This window comes from Gramella jeungdoensis, from assembly GCF_023805255.1.
Taxonomy (GTDB): Bacteria; Bacteroidota; Bacteroidia; order Flavobacteriales; family Flavobacteriaceae; genus Christiangramia; species Christiangramia jeungdoensis.
The window spans coordinates 149,857-169,858 of record NZ_JAMSCK010000002.1; the positions used below are offsets into that span (position 1 = coordinate 149,857).

The 20,002-nt window shown below is 40.2% G+C and carries 20 protein-coding genes; 10 read left to right on the forward strand and 10 right to left on the reverse strand.

Annotation, left to right across the window (positions count from 1 at the left end; translation table 11 throughout):
- Positions 1-86: 86 nt before the first annotated feature.
- Both NE848_RS04940 and NE848_RS04945 read right to left on the reverse strand, forming a co-directional pair.
- Positions 87-2,054 carry a hypothetical protein gene (locus NE848_RS04940; RefSeq protein ID WP_252111113.1) on the reverse strand — a complete coding sequence of 656 codons (1,968 nt, stop codon included), beginning with the start codon at positions 2,052-2,054 and terminating at the stop codon, positions 87-89.
- A 70-nt stretch (positions 2,055-2,124) separates the two neighbouring features.
- Positions 2,125-4,920, reverse strand: coding sequence for a TonB-dependent receptor (locus NE848_RS04945; RefSeq protein ID WP_252111114.1), 2,796 nt, complete (start codon positions 4,918-4,920; stop codon positions 2,125-2,127).
- Between the two features lie 176 nt (positions 4,921-5,096).
- Between NE848_RS04945 and NE848_RS04950 the strand changes: the two genes are divergently transcribed.
- Both NE848_RS04950 and NE848_RS04955 read left to right on the forward strand, forming a co-directional pair.
- Complete coding sequence (locus tag NE848_RS04950) at positions 5,097-5,780, forward strand: response regulator transcription factor (protein WP_252111115.1); 684 nt, start codon at positions 5,097-5,099, stop codon at positions 5,778-5,780.
- The gene (locus NE848_RS04955; protein WP_252111116.1) at positions 5,780-6,859 is read left to right on the forward strand and encodes a sensor histidine kinase; all 1,080 of its coding nucleotides are present in this window, start codon (positions 5,780-5,782) and stop codon (positions 6,857-6,859) included. Before NE848_RS04950 ends, NE848_RS04955 begins: the two co-directional genes overlap by 1 nt.
- On the opposite strand, the gene NE848_RS04960 is transcribed toward NE848_RS04955, so the two are convergent.
- A complete protein-coding gene (locus NE848_RS04960) occupies positions 6,797-7,861 on the reverse strand; it encodes a glycosyltransferase (protein WP_252111117.1) in 1,065 nt (354 codons plus the stop codon). The genes NE848_RS04955 and NE848_RS04960 overlap by 63 nt on opposite strands.
- 67 nt (positions 7,862-7,928) lie before the next feature.
- Between NE848_RS04960 and trmB the strand changes: the two genes are divergently transcribed.
- From trmB to NE848_RS04995, 7 genes are all read left to right on the forward strand, one after another.
- Positions 7,929-8,603, forward strand: coding sequence for a tRNA (guanosine(46)-N7)-methyltransferase TrmB (trmB, locus tag NE848_RS04965; RefSeq protein WP_252111118.1), 675 nt, complete (start codon positions 7,929-7,931; stop codon positions 8,601-8,603).
- A gap of 6 nt (positions 8,604-8,609) precedes the next feature.
- Positions 8,610-9,233 (forward strand): LysE family translocator, encoded by a 624-nt coding sequence (locus NE848_RS04970; RefSeq protein ID WP_252111119.1) that lies wholly within the window; start codon positions 8,610-8,612, stop codon positions 9,231-9,233.
- A gap of 2 nt (positions 9,234-9,235) precedes the next feature.
- On the forward strand, positions 9,236-9,568 hold the full coding sequence (locus tag NE848_RS04975) for an MGMT family protein (RefSeq protein WP_252111120.1): 333 nt from the start codon (positions 9,236-9,238) through the stop codon (positions 9,566-9,568).
- Between the two features lie 144 nt (positions 9,569-9,712).
- A complete protein-coding gene (locus NE848_RS04980) occupies positions 9,713-10,849 on the forward strand; it encodes an Mrp/NBP35 family ATP-binding protein (protein ID WP_252111121.1) in 1,137 nt (378 codons plus the stop codon).
- Positions 10,850-11,092: a NifU family protein gene (locus NE848_RS04985; protein ID WP_252111122.1), complete on the forward strand. Its 243-nt coding sequence runs from the start codon at positions 10,850-10,852 to the stop codon at positions 11,090-11,092. It begins immediately after the preceding gene.
- 30 nt (positions 11,093-11,122) lie between these two features.
- The gene (locus NE848_RS04990; protein ID WP_252111123.1) at positions 11,123-12,184 is read left to right on the forward strand and encodes an NAD(P)/FAD-dependent oxidoreductase; all 1,062 of its coding nucleotides are present in this window, start codon (positions 11,123-11,125) and stop codon (positions 12,182-12,184) included.
- Positions 12,185-12,271: 87 nt separating this feature from the next.
- Positions 12,272-12,607, forward strand: a complete 336-nt coding sequence (locus tag NE848_RS04995; RefSeq protein ID WP_252111124.1) for a 2Fe-2S iron-sulfur cluster-binding protein — start codon at positions 12,272-12,274, stop codon at positions 12,605-12,607.
- 118 nt (positions 12,608-12,725) lie between these two features.
- On the opposite strand, the gene NE848_RS05000 is transcribed toward NE848_RS04995, so the two are convergent.
- From NE848_RS05000 to rplM, 7 genes are all read right to left on the reverse strand, one after another.
- Positions 12,726-13,511, reverse strand: coding sequence for a DUF3050 domain-containing protein (locus NE848_RS05000; protein ID WP_252111125.1), 786 nt, complete (start codon positions 13,509-13,511; stop codon positions 12,726-12,728).
- A 458-nt stretch (positions 13,512-13,969) separates the two neighbouring features.
- Positions 13,970-15,145: an acyl-CoA dehydrogenase family protein gene (locus NE848_RS05005; RefSeq protein ID WP_252111126.1), complete on the reverse strand. Its 1,176-nt coding sequence runs from the start codon at positions 15,143-15,145 to the stop codon at positions 13,970-13,972.
- 202 nt (positions 15,146-15,347) lie between these two features.
- Positions 15,348-16,073: a tRNA1(Val) (adenine(37)-N6)-methyltransferase gene (locus tag NE848_RS05010; protein ID WP_252111127.1), complete on the reverse strand. Its 726-nt coding sequence runs from the start codon at positions 16,071-16,073 to the stop codon at positions 15,348-15,350.
- A 163-nt stretch (positions 16,074-16,236) separates the two neighbouring features.
- The gene (tsf, locus tag NE848_RS05015) at positions 16,237-17,061 is read right to left on the reverse strand and encodes a translation elongation factor Ts (RefSeq protein WP_252111128.1); all 825 of its coding nucleotides are present in this window, start codon (positions 17,059-17,061) and stop codon (positions 16,237-16,239) included.
- Between the two features lie 87 nt (positions 17,062-17,148).
- On the reverse strand, positions 17,149-18,045 hold the full coding sequence (gene rpsB / locus NE848_RS05020) for a 30S ribosomal protein S2 (RefSeq protein WP_252111129.1): 897 nt from the start codon (positions 18,043-18,045) through the stop codon (positions 17,149-17,151).
- A gap of 167 nt (positions 18,046-18,212) precedes the next feature.
- Complete coding sequence (rpsI, locus tag NE848_RS05025) at positions 18,213-18,599, reverse strand: 30S ribosomal protein S9 (RefSeq protein ID WP_252111130.1); 387 nt, start codon at positions 18,597-18,599, stop codon at positions 18,213-18,215.
- Positions 18,599-19,054, reverse strand: coding sequence for a 50S ribosomal protein L13 (gene rplM, locus NE848_RS05030; RefSeq protein WP_252111131.1), 456 nt, complete (start codon positions 19,052-19,054; stop codon positions 18,599-18,601). Before rplM ends, rpsI begins: the two co-directional genes overlap by 1 nt.
- 350 nt (positions 19,055-19,404) lie before the next feature.
- Between rplM and NE848_RS05035 the strand changes: the two genes are divergently transcribed.
- Positions 19,405-19,983 carry a lipocalin-like domain-containing protein gene (locus NE848_RS05035; RefSeq protein WP_252111132.1) on the forward strand — a complete coding sequence of 193 codons (579 nt, stop codon included), beginning with the start codon at positions 19,405-19,407 and terminating at the stop codon, positions 19,981-19,983.
- The last annotated feature ends 19 nt before the right edge of the window (positions 19,984-20,002 follow it).

Consider the following 20,002-nt stretch of genomic DNA (forward strand, 5'->3'; position numbering starts at 1 on the left):
ATTATATAAATAAAAAACCGGGCAGTGATTTACCGCCCGGTTTTGGCTACTATCTGAAATTCAAATTATTACAAACAAATTGCTTTTTAATTAGCCCAGTCGAATGTACTTACGTCAACAGTAGCATCTGCATCAAAAGAGGCATCTAAAGTTGCATCTGTACCTTCTATCTGTATTCCTGAAAGATCGGTTCTCCCTGTTTCAGTGATGTCCAGTATGGTTTCGTATCCTGAAAGTGAAAGGCCTGTGATAGTTGCACCCGACTGTTTTTTAAATTGAAGTGCGGTACCTCCTGTTTCAGAAACAGCCGTAAAGTTCTCGATTGTAGGCATGTTATTCACCCCATCGGCTTCGATAGCAGTAGAGAAATTCTCAATAGTATGTAATACATAGGTATTCGTGATCTTTCCATCCCATCCTTCGGTCCAGTCAACGGCATCGTCTTCATTGTCTTTTAGAAAAAGATTGGTTATAGATGCTGATCCTCCAAAGAATTCAACCCCATCATCTTTTCCATTTAAAATAGCAACATTTTCAATGGTGGTCCCTGATCCTACGGCATAAAGGGAAAGGCCATTATACTGAGATTCAGAGTTGATCTGTGCTCCCGCATCCGAAAGAATGAGGTAGCTTATAGATCCTGAATTATCAGTCGCATCATTACCTCCGTAGATGATTCCACCAACTTCAGCAGTGGCATCAATACCTTCAGTAGTTACGGCCTTACCCGCGATCACAAGTCCTCCCCAGCTACCAGCTTTACCTGATGTAGAAGACATTATTACCGGATTCGATTCAGTTCCCTGAATATCGATCTTTCCGCCTTTTTGAACCACTATATAGATATTGGTTCCGGATGCATTATCATCAGATCTTGCTGTGATCTTGGTTCCCGCAGGAATTGTAAAAGTAGCTCCTTCTTCAACCGAAACCACACTGCTAAGTACATATTCGGTATTAGCATCAAGGCTTAGGTTATTATCAATGGTTTCCGGAAGTACAGAGACCTGTCCACGATTTGTGATCCAGTCGAAGCTAGCGGCAGATACGGTTTGAGCTCCTGAATATGCTTTTACAGACTCTGCTTCAGCTCCGTTTAATTGTATGTTTGAAAAATCTGTTCTTCCTTCTTCAACGATGTCTACAGAAGTATCATATCCTGAAAGAGACAGACCTGATATAGTTGCTCCGGAGTTTTTCTTGAATTGAAGTGCAGTCCCACCTGTAGTGGATACGGCAGTAAAGTTTGTGAATTTAGGACTATTGTCCACACCGTCTGCTTCAATAGCTGTAGAGAAATTAGCAATTGAGTGAAGCACGTAAGTGTTGGTCACTGAACCATCCCAGCCTTCTGTCCAATCCACAGCATCATCTTCATTATTCTCAAGGTAAAGGTTTGTCACAGAAGCCGAGCCGCCGAAGAACTCAACACCGTCATCGGCTCCATTTATGATCGCAACATTTTGTATGGTGGTTCCTGCACCAACGGCATAAAGTGAAAGACCATTGTATTGTGATTCAGAGTTGATCTGTGCACCGGCATCAGATAATACCAGGTAGTTGATAGAACCAGAACTATCATTAGCATCACTGCCTCCGTATATGATTCCTCCAACTTCTGCGGTAGCGGCAACTCCTTCTGTAGTAACAGCGTTACCGGCGATCACAAGACCTCCCCAGCTACCGGACTGGCCGCTTGCGGATGACATAACCACGGGAGCAGAAGAAGTACCGTTGATCTCGATATTAGCTCCCTGCTGAACAACAATATATACATCTGTTGCATCTGTGTCGTCCTTGGCGACAATTTGAGTTCCGGCAGGAATAGTCAGGGTCGCTCCAGATTCTACAGATAGTACTCCGGTAAGGCTGTAAGTTTTTGAAGGATCCAAAGTTCTGTCTTCTTCAACTGAGCCGTTAAGGTCTGTTCCTTCGGCTTGATTCCCAGTCCCATCATCTATTGGGTCAATTACCGGTTCCTCGCTACAGCCTATGGTTAAGAGGCTAAGGCTTACTCCAAAAAGAAGTATAAATTTTTTAATTACGTTTTTCATTTTTTTTGGTTTAAAATTCAAAATCTGGTTTTGAATGGTTAATAAATATTTGGTTAATAAATAATTGAGATTAGAATGAATAGTTTACTCCAAGGCTTAATATAGCTCCCCTGGTATATGATCTAACGGTTTCGAGGCTTTCAACTCCCGTAGAGCTTGGCCTGATTGCCTGTACTCTTTCGATTTCAGGATTTAGCAGGTTCTGGCCTTTAAATTGAACCTGCCAGTTGTCATTAAGTTCTTTTGAAATAATGGCATCCAGGGTTACAAAACCTTTTTCGATGATCTCGTCGTTATAGAATACATCATTCTGAGTCTGTACTTCCGGAGCACCAAGCGCATATATCTTATCTGAAGCGTAGTTAGCTACTAGAGATGCTCTGAACGGATTTTCAGTTTCGTTAGAAAAATTAACCGATCCGTTAAAGATCCAGTCTGATGCTCCCTGTAATCCAACTTTAGATTTACCGTTATATCTGAAGGTCCTTATAAAAGTGCCATTATCATTATTAACTTCCTTCAGGTCCTGTTCATGCCACATTCTTGAAGCATTAAAAGAAATTGCCATGTCAATCCCTTCTTCGGCTTCATTTTCGATCACATCCATCCTGGTTTCCAGCTCAAGGCCATAAATATTCGCCCTTTCCCCGGCATTGAAATATGAGAACACTCCGGCTGAACCTCTGTCCTGAACCCGGTTGATAGGATCATCAATTCTTTTGTAGAACCCGGTTAATGAGATCAATTGTCCTGAGCTAGGGAAAAACTCATATTTAAGATCAAAGTTGAGGTTGGTTGAAGCATTCAGGTCGGGATTACCCCTGGTAACCTGTCCTGTTTGAGATACATATTCAAATGGAGCGATCTCCTTGAATTCCGGTAGAGTAATAGTTCTACTTGCTGCAAATCTGATATTGGAATCCTCGTTTGGGGCGAACTTTATATTAAGATTCGGATAGATGTTATTGTAAGATTTGAATGAGAATTCCGGTTTGTTCGCAGGATAGTTGTTCACGTCAAAGACGATGTCAAGATTATCGTGCTGGTATCTTGCTCCCAGATTGATGTTCCATTTTCCAATTCCATAATTGAAATTAGCAAAGCCTGCGTAAGATTCCAGGATCGCATTATACCTGTCTGGAGTAAGGCGATTGAAATCTAAAGTCCCGTTCTCAAAGTTCTCAGTGGTGAACACCGGGGTGATATTGTCTATCGAGGGTGGGTTCACACTGTTCAGTTCTACCTCATCAGCGCCAAAGAATCGGGAGATAAAGTCTCTTTCCTTGTTTCTGTAATTAGCTCCCGCCTCAACAAAAATGTTCTTTGCGGCCTCCTCATCCTTTACAAGGTTATACTTATCTTCCAAAAAGGCATTCAATTCTGTATCATCTATCTTCTGTGAAGATTTTCGTTGCTGATAACCTCCGGTTCTGGCCAGTTGAACAAAGTCTTCACCATCAAAATTCACTTCGTTACGAATACGATTTGGCTCGTCGGCATTTACGATATTATATCCCAGCGCCCAATCCAGCTCATTTTTGCCATCCATGAAATCATGGTATCCATGCAACTGGTTCACCCAGAGTCGGGTTTGTTTGATATTCTGGTCACGAACAAATTGATTCAGGTTTTCACTTGGAGTAGTCTCTTCAAATACAACCCCTTCTCCGTTACGTCCTGCTTCATATACTTCGTCAGTAAGCTTATTGATGAATAAACTGGTAGCCTTAAAACGGTGGTTGTCATCCAGTTCATAGATTACATCAAGCAATCCTGTGGTATTGTCGGTTTTTGAGAAATTCTCCACATCGGTGAAATAATCATACAGGTTATTACTCCTGTACTCCCTGAAAATACCTTTGTTGTATTCAAATTTAGCCGATTGAGAAGCCGTTAATAATACTTTTAGATTTTCCCCAAACTTCTTACCTGCAGTGATAGAATATTTGCGATTTAGTGGAAAAGGATCAGTTTGTGTGTTCCAGGTTTGATTATTAAGTGAATGCTGGATCGGGATCGCCTGGTCGTAAAATCCGAAATAAACATCATCCTGGTTTGGAGATACCTTAAAATTACTGAATTCTCCAACGGCATTCGTATTCATTCCAAACTGAAGCCCGAGGTCAAGTTCTTCGGTCCCCGACAGCTCCCTGGATGTTATATCAATGGTTCCCGAAGCCTGATCGGCCGAATTCTCAGAAGAATAAGCCTTGCTTATACTCACGTTTTGAATTACCCTGGTAGGGAATAACCCAAGATCGATATTCTTTCTTTCCACATCATCAGAAGGAATTGGAAGTCCGTTTAAAGTAGTATAAAGGTAACGGTCACCCAGACCTCTGACGAAAATATCCCCTGAAGCCTCACTACTTGTAACTCCCGAAATTTTTGTAGTGGCGGTTGCGGCATCAGAGACTCCAAGTTTGGCGAGCTCTCTGGCTCCTATACTCTCCTTTATTTCAACTGAATTCTTCTGTTCTATTAACAATGCAACTTCTGAGTCGCGCCTTGCTACCGTTGAAATAACTACTTCATCAAGAGAGGCAGCGCTGGAGCCAAGATCGGTATTCACCTCAGTAACCTTACCTGCTTCAACAACTACCTCTGGCACCTCAAGCGTCTCATAGCCCACAAAACTGAAGACTACCGTGTAGGTTCCTGGATCAAGATTTTTTAATTGATATAGGCCATCATAATCTGAAGTAGTTCCCGTGGATGTTCCTTTGATGATTACATTTGCAAATGGAAGAGGTTCACCGTTCATTTCCCGGTCGGTTAACTTTCCTGCAATGGAACCTGTTTGGGGATCCTGGGCTTTCAAAGTTGATACAAATAATATTAGTGCGAGTAATACGTAATTTTTCATTTCCTTTTTTTGCTATAAATCTCGCTGCAAATTAAAGGCGGGGGTGTAAAGCCTGTATTACCTCAGGATTAATCATTTGTCATTATAATGTTAGCTTAATGTTACTATTTCTGTGAGGCCGCTATAATTCAAATTAATGGTTAATTTTATGGCTCCTTAATACAGTGTAATTCATTATGAAGAAAAAAGACATTCAAATTTTACTGGTTGATGATGAGCCGGATATCCTGGAAATTGTGGGTTATAATCTCTCTTCCGAAGGTTATAATGTAATCACTGCAGATAATGGAGCCGACGCGGTGAAACTTGCAAAAAAGAACAAGCCTCACCTTATAATTCTTGATGTGATGATGCCCGAAATGGATGGTATAGAAGCCTGTGAGCAGATTAGGAGGATACCGGAAATGGAAGATACCATCATTACTTTCTTAACTGCCAGGGGAGAAGATTATTCCCAAATGGCCGGCTTCGATGCGGGTGCAGATGATTATATTACCAAACCGATCAAGCCAAAGGTGCTTGTGAGTAAGGTAAAGGCTTTGTTAAGGCGTTACAAGGAAGATGATAAATCATCTAATATTGTTAAATTAGGAGATATTACTATCAACAGGGAGGAATATAAAATAGTTCAGGAAGGGGAAGAAATGGCCCTGCCCAGAAAAGAGTTCGAGCTTCTTTCTTTACTGGCTTCAAAACCGGGTAAAGTTTTCAAAAGAGAAGATATCCTGGATAAGGTTTGGGGAAATGATATCGTTGTTGGAGGAAGGACTATCGATGTGCATATAAGAAAGCTGCGCGAAAAAATTGGAGATGAAAGAATTAAGACCATTAAAGGTGTAGGTTATAAGTTTGTAGTTTAATGACCAAAAAATTTAAACGCTCATATCGTTTTGCCTTAAGGACTTCACTATATATTAGTATTTTTCTTGCGGTGGCGGTTAGCGTTTTTCTGTATCTCGACCCTGAATTTTCAGTAACACGGATCCTTCTCTTTGTCATCGCATGTTATCTTTTCTGTTTCTTCATTATTCAATACAGGGTTGAAAGGTTCATTTATCGCAGAATAAAGAAGGTTTATGATAATGTCTCGCTGTTAGATTCAACAACCCTTAACCCTAATCAGATCACTACCGATATGTCCAGCCTCACCAGGGAAGTGAAGAAGTTTGCTGAAGATAAAAAGCTGGAGATTGAAACTTTAAAGGTTCGGGAAGCCTACCGTAAAGAATTCATGGGAAATGTATCGCATGAGCTTAAAACGCCCCTGTTTACTGTCCAGGGCTATATACTTACTCTTTTAGATGGTGCTTATAAAGACAAAGCGGTGCGCAAGAAATATCTTAACCGGGCGAGCAAAGGTGTGGAAAGACTAATTTATATCGTGAGGGATCTTGATATGATTACTAAACTTGAGACCGGTGATCTTCATTTGAGGTATGAGAGTTTTAATATTGTAGAACTTATTCAGGGCTCTTTTGACCTGCTTGAGATGAAGGCGGCAAAAAAGAATATCACGCTCACATTTGATATGGATTATTTCAAACCGGTATACGTAAGGGCCGATAAGGAAAGAATTCAGCAGGTGCTTACCAATCTTATTGTGAATTCCATCAAATATGGTAAGAAAGGAGGTACTACCGAAATAAGTATCGAAAATCTTATAAAAAATAAAGTGATTATCAGGGTTACAGATAATGGTGAAGGTATAGAAGAAGAAAATATCCCGCGCCTTTTTGAACGTTTCTATAGGGTTGATAAGAGTGGATCGAGAAAAGAAGGAGGTTCCGGTCTGGGGCTTTCAATCGTTAAGCATATCCTGGAGGCCCATGGCGAAAAGATCTATGTTGAAAGTGTTTTTGGAGTAGGTAGTGAATTTTCATTTACCCTCGAAAAAAGCAAAGAGGTCCCTGAAGAAAATGTGATCCCCGAAATTACTTAAACCTTTGTAATTTTCTATCTCCCCTAATTTTGATTTATCGAACTTATCCTGTTTACAGGAAGGGGCGATTTTTAATTTTTTCAATCTTTCTGCGAGGTATTCCTGTTCATCCTGACCCGGGGTGGGAATAAAGAATGCTTTTTTTTCCAGTTTGGCAAGATCCATCAGGCTTGTATAGCCAGGCCGGCTTATTATATACCTGCTGCAATTTATAGCTTCCTGAAGGGCGCTTCCGTACAAGTAGTTCTTTATATTAATATTCGGATTGTTAGTGATGTCTTGTGCTTCTTCAGTAAATACTCCTCTCACAAAAAGTATTTTATAATCAGAATCTTTCAGCTCATGTATTAAAATGGATTCAAGAATGCTGCGCTGAGGTTCCGGGCCACTTAGGAGGACCAGATAATCGTAGATCACCGGCACATCAGTTTTCTCTAACCGGCTTACAGGGCCAATATATTTTACATGATCAGGTTTTGTGGGCAGATGTCCCAGAACACCACTCAAATTCTTTTCGCCTTCAATATCTGGCACCCAACACTGGTCGAATTTTTTGATATATCTCTGATGAAAATAACTGCTCAGGAAGGTGGTGTTTCCGCTTAGAACATTTAGCTGATGGGTGATAAAAACATTCCTTTTTAATTTCTTGCTTCTAACCCCCAATCGGTTATCTGAAATTATCCCTTTAAGCTCATATTGCTTTACCAGCTTTTTAGTAAGCTCTTTTTCAGCTTTGATAGCGTTCAGGATCCTGGGGCTGTCCATCATCAGCTTCCATTTTAAATAATTTCCATTTTTGGAATACTGAATATTATAGGAGGGAAGTTCGATATATGTTAAATGCGGAAATTCTTTTTGAAGAAGATCTCCAGCCTGACCGTCAGAAGCTATAACCGGTTCAAAATCATGGCTTTGAAGTCCTCTTATTATCGGAATGCAACGGGTGGCGTGGCCAAGTCCCCAGTTGAGTGCTGCCACCAGTATCCTCTTCTTTCGCATAATACAAATATATTCTTGTCTACAGCTGTGCGATTTTATTTAATTTTACCAAAATATTAATTTTTTTGTGGGAAGTAAGAATAAACTCAAACGCTTTAAGGAAAACGAAAAGTTTGAAAATGTAATTCAGCCTTCACGGGAGGAGCTAATTGATGGTTCTTTTGAACTGAAAGGTAACTGGAGTCGGGATTTCTTTAAGAACGATAATCCAATAGTCCTTGAGCTGGGTTGCGGAAAAGGCGAGTACACCGTGGAACTTGCAAAACAGGATCCAGGTAAGAATTATATAGGAATCGATATTAAGGGAGCTCGTTTCTGGCGTGGCGCAAAAACCGCTTTGGAAGAAGGCCTGGACAACGTTGCTTTTGTAAGGACTCAGATTGAACTCATAGAACATGTTTTTCAGAAATCAGAAGTAAGCGAGATCTGGATCACTTTTCCCGATCCGCAGATAAAATATAAAAGAACAAAACACAGGCTAACCAATACTAATTTCCTTCAGAGGTATAAGAATATACTTAAAAATGACGGTTTTGTTCACTTAAAAACAGATTCCGAATTCATGCATGGATATACTTTAGGGTTATTGCATGGTGAAGGTCATGAGGTTTTATATGCCCATCACGATATTTACAGTAATGAATATTCACCAAAAGAAGTGACAGGGATACAGACTTTCTATGAAAAACAGTATCTTGAAAAAGGAAAACCTATTACGTATATTCAATTCAAGATTAAATAAGGGGTATTGGAAGAAACAAAACTATTCCTCATTACTTATTTTGCGGCATTTCTAGGGGTGGTGCCCCCGGGGCTGGTTAATATGACGGTCGCCAAGACCTGTGTGGAGCGAGGTAAGAAAAATGGGATGTATGTTGCTGTGGGAGCAGCAATTGTAGTATTAATCCAGGCTTTTATTGCCGTACTGCTAGCAAAGTATATTTTTGATCATCCTTTCGTGCGAAAGATGCTTTTAAGAGCAGGCCTGGTAATCTTTTCCATTCTTTTTGTCTATTTTTTTCTGAAGGCAAGGAAAAAGAGAAAATTTGAACATTCAGCAAAAGAAGCCGATGCACACAGTATTCTTAAGGGAATGCTGGTGGCAGTATTAAACCTTTTTCCAATTCCTTATTTTGTGGCAATAGCGGGAGCCATGGACCTTAGTGATACGGTTACTTATGACTGGTCTATGATAATTTCATTCTCTTTTGCGGCTGCTCTGGGTACTTTCAGTACACTTTATATTTATGTGCTATCCTTTGCGAAGATTGAGGAAAAGGTCGATTCTTTCGCGAAATACTCCAATTATTTTATGGCTGGCCTAATGATGGTACTTATCGTTATTACTCTGGTAAGGATGTATAATTTTTAAGTATGGATGATAACCAGGGCTTTTTTGAAAGGGTTTATGAGGTTTGCAGGCATATTCCTGAAGGAAGAGTAACTTCATATGGAGCAATAGCGAAATATCTCGGAGCCGCCAGGAGCGCCAGGATGGTTGGCTGGGCAATGAATTCATCTAAGAACTTAGAAGATGTCCCGGCTCACAGGGTGGTTAACAGGAATGGTATGCTCACCGGTAAAAGTCATTTTGGAGGGAGTGATGCCATGCAACAGCTTTTGGAAGAGGAAGGAGTTCCGGTGAAGAGCCTGCAGGTTCAGGATTTTGAGAAATTCTTCTGGGATCCCATGAAAGAGCTTCCATAAAATAAGGGCATTTATTTCTCTATAATTTCCGGTTATTTCCCCATAAATCTATTATTGCTAAATTCTTCGTATTCTTAGCTTTTCCACCTATATTTGCATTTAGAATCAATCTATATAAGCTAAAGATCTGATTAAAACCGGTCTATGAAATTAAACAGAAAAGATATTTTAAAAGCCCTGGAAACTATCTCTGTAGCAGGAGAAGGAAAGAATATGGTGGAAAGCGGCGTAGTTCAAAACGTAATGACATTTGGTGATGAAGTGGTGGTTGATCTGGTTCTTCAGAATCCCGCCCTTCATATAAAGAAAAGAGCCGAGGTGGATGTAATGAAGGTTATCCACGAAAAAGTTTACCAAAAAGCCAAGGTCAAGGTAAATATAAAAGTACAGGCTCCGGAGAAGAAGAAACCGGAGATTAAAGGAAAACCAATTCCCGGGATTCAGAATATAATAGCTGTGGCTTCCGGAAAGGGAGGGGTAGGTAAATCTACCGTTACTGCAAACCTTGCCGTGACCCTTTCTAAGATGGGATTCAAGGTTGGAATTCTGGATGCCGATATCTATGGTCCATCAGCACCCATTATGTTTGATGTAGAGGCTGAAAGGCCGCTCTCTGTGAATGTAGATGGAAAATCCAAGATGAAACCTATTGAGAATTACGGGGTTAAGATCCTCTCTATCGGGTTCTTTACCAAACCAAATCAGGCTGTGGTATGGAGGGGTCCTATGGCTGCAAAGGCATTGAATCAAATGATCTTTGATGCCGCGTGGGGAGAACTGGATTTCCTTCTGGTAGATCTTCCTCCGGGAACAGGTGATATTCATCTTTCTATTATGCAGTCATTGCCAATTACAGGATCTGTAATAGTTAGTACCCCGCAAAATGTGGCGCTTGCCGATGCTAAAAAAGGTGTTGCAATGTTCCAGCAGGAAAGTATAAACGTACCTGTTTTGGGAATCATTGAGAATATGGCCTATTTCACGCCGGAAGAATTGCCTGACAACAAATACTATATTTTTGGTAAGGAAGGAGCGAAAAATCTGTCTGAAGATCTTAAGGTGCCTTTCCTTGGAGAAATACCACTGGTGCAGAGTCTAAGGGAGTCCGGAGATATAGGACGGCCTGCAGCCTTACAAACAGCCACTCCTCTGGAAGCGGCTTTCGAGAATATCACAAGAAATATGGTACAGGAAACCGTAAACAGAAATAAGAGTCTGCCTCCAACCGAAGCGATTAAGATTACTACCATGGCAGGATGCAGTGCTGTTAATAAGAAATAAATGACAAGCGAAGAAGTTAAAATTAATGTTGAAAAGGCCCTTGCAGAGATTCGTCCTTTCCTGGAAAGTGACGGAGGAAATATCTCTCTGGTGTCTATTGAAGATGACAGGCTGGTTAAGGTTCAGCTGGAAGGCGCATGCGTAGGATGCACTGTTAACCAGATGACCCTTAAAAGTGGTGTGGAGATGACCATAAAGAAGTATGTGCCTCAGATTGAGCAAGTGGTTAACATCGAAAAATAAGACCTGCCTGCGTTTAATTGAAGTCAGAACATGATTAAAACCGATATACTTATCATTGGTGCCGGGCCAACCGGCCTTTTTGCTGTTTTTGAAGCAGGATTGTTAAAACTGAAATGTCACCTGATAGATGCCCTACCTCAACCGGGAGGACAATGTTCCGAGATATATCCCAAAAAACCGATCTATGATATTCCCGGATTTCCGGAAGTTCTGGCGGGAGATCTTGTAGATAATCTGATGGAGCAGATCAAGCCTTTTGAGCCGGGATTTACCCTTGGTGAAAGAGCTGAGACAATAGATAAACAGGAAGATGGTAGCTTTATTGTTACTACCAGTAAAGGAACAAAACACCATGCTCCGGTAGTTGTGATCGCTGGTGGACTTGGAAGCTTTGAGCCGCGAAAACCCCCTATTCCTTGTATTAAAAAATTTGAAGATAAGGGAGTCGCCTATATAATTCGTGATCCGGAAATTTACCGGGATAAAAAAGTGGTTATTGCAGGTGGCGGTGATTCTGCTTTAGACTGGAGTATCTATCTTGCAGAGATCGCGAAGGAAGTTTCACTCGTACATCGTAGAAAGGACTTTAGAGGTGCTTTGGATTCGGTTGAAAAAGTAGAGGAGTTATCGAAGATAGGTAAGATCAATCTGATCACTGATGCCGAAGTAGTGGATCTTAAAGGAGAGGGCAGCCTTAAATCTGTACTTATCAGGCATAAAGATGAGGCCAGAGGAGAAGAGTTGAAAGAAACGGATTATTTTATTCCATTGTTTGGCTTGTCCCCAAAGTTAGGACCTATTGCAAACTGGGGTCTTGAGATAGAAAAGAATGCAATAAAGGTGGATAATTCATATGATTATCAAACGAATATTCCCGGGATCTATGCTATTGGAGATGTGAACACCTACAAAGGGAAGCTTAAACTTATACTTTGCGGCTTCCATGAAGCGGCTATCATGTGCCAGAGTGCTTATCAGCGAATAAACCCTGATAAGAAATATGTTATGAAATATACTACAGTAAGTGGTGTGAATGGGTTTGATGGTAGTAAAAAAGAGGCTAAAAAAGAGGTGATAAGAAGTATCAAATAAACATCTTCATATAACTACATATTCCACGTCTAAAAAATTCTGTAATAAAATCAGAATCACGATATTTGGGACCAGATTAAAGAAATTATGTCTGATATTAAAATTACTATTATAGACAGGGAGGGGGAAGCTCATACCATAGATGCTCCTACCGATATGAACATGAACCTCATGGAAGTAATTCGTTCTTACGAACTGGCTCCTGAGGGAACTATAGGAATTTGTGGTGGCATGGCCATGTGTGCTTCCTGTCAGTGCTATATGCTTAATTATGAACATATGCTTCCCGAAAAAAGTATTGAAGAGGAAGATATGCTTGATCAGGCATTTTTGGTGGAAGATAATAGCAGGCTTAGCTGTCAGATCCCCATAACCGAAGAGCTTGATGGGCTTGAGGTGAAAATCGCACCTGCCTCAGAATAGACTATAGTCTTTAGTCTGTAGTTCGGAGTATTTTTATCGATGATGTTAGAGGGGAAATCCCAAAGTCACTGCGAGTGAAACGAAGCAGTCTCTTCCAGTTCAAAAATAGCCCGGCTAATTAAGCATATTCCAGTTCAGCCTTTTTCTCTATCTCGGCTTCTATCCCATTCCAGAGTTCAAGCCTGCTTTTTAATGAGGTTTCGGCTGTTTCTTTTACAGCATTCCATTTGGTTTGATCATCACCGCATAGGTCTTCAACCATTTTGAAAGCCATTGGGCCGTGTTCGTCTTCGTCCAGCTCGATATGCCTGTCAAAATAATATTTGAAGAGATTAAGATCTTCATCCGGAAAATTCTTCTGTACTTTTTCAATAATGGAAGAGAACATTGCGGGAATCAGTCCTTCCCTGCCAAATGTAAATGATGAAGCTATTTTGTGTGGTCCATTGCTATAGACCACCTCAAAGGTGTTTTTTAAGAATTGCTTGATGCTTACAGGTAGCTTGCTTGTAGCAATGATCAAAAAGACATCGGTTCCGTGGGTCACGTGAAGAAGAAAATCCTGAATCTTTTTTTTGTTAGCCCCTGCGGCGGTCATGGCATCCAGGTACATCTCGAAATGACTCTGTCTTTCTCCATTTAAATTGATATCGGTCTCTTCAGCAAGTACTATTTCATTGATGAGATAACGTGTTTCCGGATCTCCTACAGGTAACCACGGATTTGTAGTTTTGGTAAGTCGTTCCTGTAAAGCGGTTAGGAGAGACATGAAATCCCATACTGCAAAAACATGGTGCTCCATGAAGATCTGCAGGTGCTGCGGTGAATTTATCTTTTTGTAAAGTGAATGATTTATTAACTGATTGGTTAGAGGTTCTAAACTTGCGTTTATCTCTTTTATCATATAGAATCAATTTTTTGCAAAGGTAAAATCTGAAAGAGGAATTATAAAATCTTAGAGAGTTTTTAATGCTTGTTTAACTCAGATTATCAGCATATTGAATTAATTTAATATGATGGCTCTTCAGAATATACATATCATAAAAGTGATAGTGTTCTATTCCAAAAAATCCAAAGATTATCTTCGGGTAGAGGGTGTTGTGGCCAAAAAACCAAAGCCTTTAAAAAAAGAATGCTGTGAAAAATATAAAAAGGGCAAGCGCTGTAAGCGTTGCCCTTGTTTTGATCTTTTGTAAAATGTCACTGCGAGGGAATGAAATGACCGAAGCAGTCTATTTATAAGATTGCTTCTCCGCCTATAACGGATCGCAATGACAACTCGTTTAAAATGAATTCTGCCGGACTGAGCCTGTCGAAGTCCGAGTTTTGACAAATGCGCTTCGTAAAGCTCAGCGCGTCAAACTAAAAAGCAGGAATGCCGGTAATATCCATTCCGGTGATAAGAAGGTGAATGTCATGCGTACCTTCATAGGTGATCACACTTTCCAGGTTCATCATATGGCGCATAATACTATATTCGCCGGTGATTCCCATTCCTCCTAATATCTGGCGGGCCTCTCTCGCGATCTTTATGGCCATTTCCACATTGTTCCTTTTAGCCATTGAGATCTGCGCTGAGGTAGCTTTACCTTCATTTCTTAGCACTCCAAGTCTCCAGGCCATCAACTGTGCCTTGGTGATCTCTGTGATCATCTCTGCCAGTTTCTTTTGTTGAAGCTGTTTGGAGCCGATAGGTTTATCAAATTGGATACGCTCTTTAGCATATCTTAAAGCGGTGTCATAACAATCCATCGCGGCGCCGATTGCTCCCCAGGCAATTCCGTAGCGGGCAGAATCCAGACAGCCAAGAGGGGCTCCAAGCCCTGATTTATTGGGCATAAGATTTTCTTTCGGAACCTTTACATTGTCAAATATAAGCTCCCCGGTAGCACTGGCTCTTAGCGACCATTTATTGTGAGTTTCGGGAGTGGAAAAACCTTCCATTCCTCTTTCCACGATCAATCCATGAATCCTTCCTTCTTCATTCTTCGCCCATACGATTGCAATATCAGCGAAAGGCGCGTTGGAGATCCACATTTTCGCCCCGTTGAGGAGATAATGATCGCCTTTGTCCTTAAAGTTGCTGACCATTCCACCCGGATTTGACCCGTAATCTGGTTCGGTGAGACCAAAACAACCGATCATCTCCCCGGTCGCTAGTTTTGGTAAATACTTCTTTTTCTGCTCCTCGGTACCATACTTAAAAATAGGATACATAACCAGTGAGGACTGAACCGAGGCGGTAGAGCGTATTCCACTGTCTCCGCGTTCAATTTCCTGCATGATCAAACCATAAGAGATCTGGTCTAGACCTGCCCCTCCATATTCTTCTGGGATATAAGGTCCAAAAGCGCCAATTTCGGCAAGTCCTTTAATAAGTTGTTTCGGGAATTCTGCTTTTTGCGCAGCTTCTTCTATTATTGGAGAAACCTCACGCTTTACAAATTCGCGTGTGGCGTCCCGTACCATTTTATGTTCGTCGGTTAACAGCTCATCAAGATTGTAATAATCAGGAGCCTGGAATTGATCTGGTTTCATTTTGTGTAGTGTTTCCAACAAATGTAACCAAGTCTTTTATGAGAAGCAATCTTTTATTTTGAATGGTATTAAACCTGTGAGGTTTTCAAAATCTCACAGGTTTATTTAAGTTGTCATGCTGTCCCGAAGCTTCGGGAGGTTCTGCATCTATATGGAAAGACCCCTGAAACAAGTTCAGGGTGACGGCATCAGGTGAAGATAATTATAATTTCAGGTAGAAATCTTTCACCAAAGCCTTGAATTCTTCAGTGTAATTATGCCTTGAAATCTCCAAAATAAGTTCGTCGGTTTCTGTTTCAGTTTTTTCAAATCCAAAGCTGATAAGACTTCTTTTGATTGGAGCATTTTTATTGCCTTTAACCCTGGTAATTCGGTTTGGAAATAAAAGATGCTTTTTACCAAGTTTCAAAGCTTTTTCTTCTTCAGAAAATGGGATAATGAGATCAAAATATCCTGTTTTGGAGAGTAGAAGGGAAGCTCCTTCAATAAGTTCGGCTAAGGGGAGTGCATCAGCAAACCTGGCTTTGTCGCGATTAATTTCACCTGATTTATAATTTTCAGAATAGAATGGGGGATTGGAAATAATAAGATCATATTTCTCTTCTTCATCCTGCATCTCATCAACAAATTCATCAAAGCCTGCGTGATAACAGAAAAGCCTGTCTCCCCAGTCGCTTTTTTCAAAGTTTTCAACGGCCTGCTCATAAGCATTATCCTCGATCTCCAGGGCATCGATCTGGAAAGCATCCGATCTTTGAGCGAGCATCAGAGCGATCAAACCCGTGCCTGTGCCAATATCCAGAATACTTTCAGGATTATGTTCCAGGGATGTCCAGGCACCAAGGAGGACTCCGTCTGTTCCAATTTTCATCGCACAACGGTCCTGGTCTATGCTGAATTGTTTGAATTTGAATGGTTTTGGAGGCATAATATTGAATTGTACTTAAGAGTTCAAAAGTCATTGCGAACGAAGTGAAGCAATCTCATTAGACTGCTTCGTTTCACTCGCAGTGACACTTTTTAATTTTGGAAAACAAAAAAGAGGTCCTAAATAAATAAGACCTCTTTTTCAGAAAATTATAAAAATTAGCTTATCCTAAAGCTACTCTTTCAAATCCTACAACTTCAAGGTCGCCGTCTACAGACTTAACGTACTGAGCAACGCTTTGCTTGTTGTCTTTGATGTAAGCCTGGTGAACAAGAGTATTGTCTTTAAAGAAACGCTGAAGTTTACCCTGAGCGATCTTATCAAGCATGTTCTCTGGCTTACCTTCCTGTCTAAGTGTGTCTTTAGCGATTTCTATCTCTTTATCGATAGTTTCCTGATCTACACCTTCTTCGTTAAGAGCAACAGGATTCATAGCAGCTGCCTGCATAGAAACGTTTTTTGCAGCTTCTTCAGCTCCGTCAACATTTTTAGAAAGGCCAGTTAGAACAGCGATCTTGTTACCAGCGTGGATATAAGATCCTACGAAAGGAGCTTCAAGAGTTTTGAATGCACCTATCTCGATCTTTTCACCAATTACTCCGGTTTGCTCTGTTAACTTATCTTCTACAGAGATTCCATTGTAATCTGCTTTTAATAACTCTTCTTTTGTAGAGTAGTTAAGAGCCATATCAGCGAAATCGTTCGCTAGCTTGATGAAATCTTCGTTTTTCGCAACAAAGTCGGTCTCACAGTTAAGGGAGATGATCACACCTTTAGTGTTGTCTCCGTTTACCTGAGCGATTGCAGCACCTTCAGAAGATTCCCTGTCGGCTCTCTTTGCAGCTACTTTCTGACCTTTTTTACGAAGCAACTCGATTGCCTGGTCAAAATCACCATCAGCTTCAACCAATGCTTTCTTACAATCCATCATCCCAGCACCGGTAGCTTTTCTTAATTTATTTACTTCAGCGGCGGTTATCTTAGCCATAATATTGTTTTTTATTTAAAAAAGTCGTTCAGAAACTCACTGTAAAGAAAGAAACTAAACGACTTTTAGATTTTATGAAAACGTTATTTATTCTTCTTCGTTAGATGATTTTGCTTTATCTAAAGTTTCACTTTTAGATTCAAGCTTAACATCTTTTTTAGCTTCTTTCATTGCCTTTTTATCTTCGGCATCTTTTGAAGGGGCTTCAGCTTTCTCCTTTTTTGCTTTTGGAGCTTTTTCTTCTTTACCTTCTTTTGAAGCTTTCTCTTCTTTCTTCTTAGAGTCTTTGTTAGACTTTCTTTCAGAAAGACCTTCTACGATAGAATCTGAAACATAAGAAACAACTTTGCTAATAGATTTAGAAGCATCGTCGTTAGATGGTATTACATAATCAACCTCACGGGGGTCTGAATTTGTATCTACCATTGCAAAAATTGGAATGTTTAATTTTTGAGCTTCCTTGATAGCGATGTGCTCACGAGTGATATCCACTACGAAAAGCGCTCCAGGAAGTCTGGACATATCAGAAATCGAACCTAAGTTCTTTTCAAGCTTCGCTCTTAGACGGTCTACCTGAAGACGCTCTTTTTTAGAAAGAGAGTTAAAAGTTCCGTCTTTCTTCATTCTATCGATAGAAGCCATTTTCTTAACAGCTTTACGGATAGTTACGAAGTTGGTAAGCATACCACCGGGCCAACGCTCAGTGATATAAGGCATATTCGCCTTTTCAGCCTGCTCAGCTACAATTTCTTTTGCCTGTTTTTTAGTGGCTACGAAAAGGATCTTTCTACCACTGGCTGCGATCTTTGCAAGTGCCTCACCGGCTTCCTGCATTTTTGCAGCACTCTTATATAAGTTGATGATGTGGATACCGTTACGCTCCATATAGATATATGGGGCCATATTTGGGTTCCATCTTCTTGTTAAGTGTCCAAAATGAACACCAGCATCAAGTAATTCTTTTACTTCTACTTTGTTTGCCATTTTTGTAATAGTTTACTTTCTGTTGAGATAGCAACATTCAGGTGGCTACTTTTAAGTACGGCCCTGACTGTTTAGATGCTAAACTAACCCCTGTTCGGCATGAACAGAGTAACAACAAATTGATTAATTTTTTAAGAACATTCCGGATATGAGTCCGGCAAATAATATTAACGTTTAGAGAACTGGAATTTCTTACGGGCTTTCTTCTGACCGTATTTCTTACGTTCTACCATACGTGGATCCCTTGTAAGAAGACCTTCTGGCTTAAGAACGCCGTGGTTTTCTTCGTCTAACTCTACCATAGCTCTGGAAAGTGCAAGACGGATCGCTTCAGCCTGACCAGTGATACCACCACCGTAAACATTGATCTTTACGTCAAAGTTTCCTTCGTTGTTGGTAAGCATCATCGGTTGATTTACCTTATATAATAAGGTTCCTGTAGTGAAGTAATCTTTAAGGTCTTTCTTGTTTACGGTAACGTTTCCTTTTCCTTCTGAAACGTAAACACGGGCCACAGCAGTCTTTCTACGGCCAATTTTGTGAATTACCTCCATTACTTAATGTCGTTTAAGTTAATAGTTTTAGGTTTTTGCGCTTCATGATCATGCTCAGATCCTGCATAAACCTTTAGATTTCTGAATAAATCTGCTCCAAGCTTGTTCTTTGGAAGCATGCCTTTTATGGCTTTCTCAACAAGTCTTTCAGGGTTCTTGTTGAATAATTCTGAAGCTGTAAGGCTTCTTTGTCCACCCGGGTAACCTGTGTGACGGATGTATTCTTTCGCGTCCCATTTTTTTCCAGTCAGGTTAACTCCAATTGCGTTAAGTACAATTACATTGTCTCCGCAATCAACATGTGGGGTGAAATTAGGCTTGTGCTTTCCTCTTAGCAAATATGCTACTTTGGAGGCAAGACGACCTAAATTTTGTCCGTCAGCATCTACCACAACCCATTCTTTGGTTCTGGTGGCCTTATTAGCCGATACTGTTTTGTAACTTAATGTGTCCACACCAATTGATTTTACTAATTATTAAACATTCCAATCCCGTTTGCCCGAATCTCAATCGGGAAAACAGGGGTGCAAATGTACAATTATAAATTCATATAGCAAATAGGGAAAAGATTATTTTGTCTTTAATGAATAAGCTGATTTTCAGTGTCATTTGGATGCTCTTTATTCTGCTTTATAAATCTATAATACTGTATTGCTCTTGTAAGCTTTTTCATTACTCATGAATTTAAATAATCCTCTTTTGAATCGGTGAAATGCGTTAAAAATCGTTTAAAGGCAATTTTAATGTTAAAAAAGTCATAAAATTTGTTTTGCTTTTATAAGTTTGCAGCCGAAATCTAAACCCGATGAAGATGATTAACATGTTAGAGATTAAAAAGTTAGCCTGCTTTGCTCTTGTAGCGCTGCTTTTAGCAAGTTGTAGTAAGGAAGAAGCTTACATGGAAGATGAAATGATCAAGGTAAGTAATGCTACAATTACTACAAACGATCTTATAGGTCACTGGGAATTATCCAGAATGGTATCTGATACAGCCGTAAATTTAAACCAGGATGGAAGTTACAGTACGAATTTATTGGATGAGACCTCATGTTTTAACAATATGAGTATAACATTTAACAGTGATGCTACGTTTGTAACTAATAATGCGACCATGACCTTCGAGTCTGGGAGTAATGGTGACCAGTTTGCCTGTATTGCCGATAGAATTGATACCGGTACGTGGAAAGTGGAAAATGACAATCTGATTCTTACTATGGAAATCAATGGATCTACTTATACTCATACTAAGGCATTAGATATGACCGGTAACACATTTAATTTTGATGTTACTAAAATTGAATCAGATCAATATGTGAACGATCCGGGTAATACCCAGGCATCGGAAATAAGAATTTTAGAGCTGGAGTACACTAAAGTTGAATAACCCAGCCTAATTGTAGTTT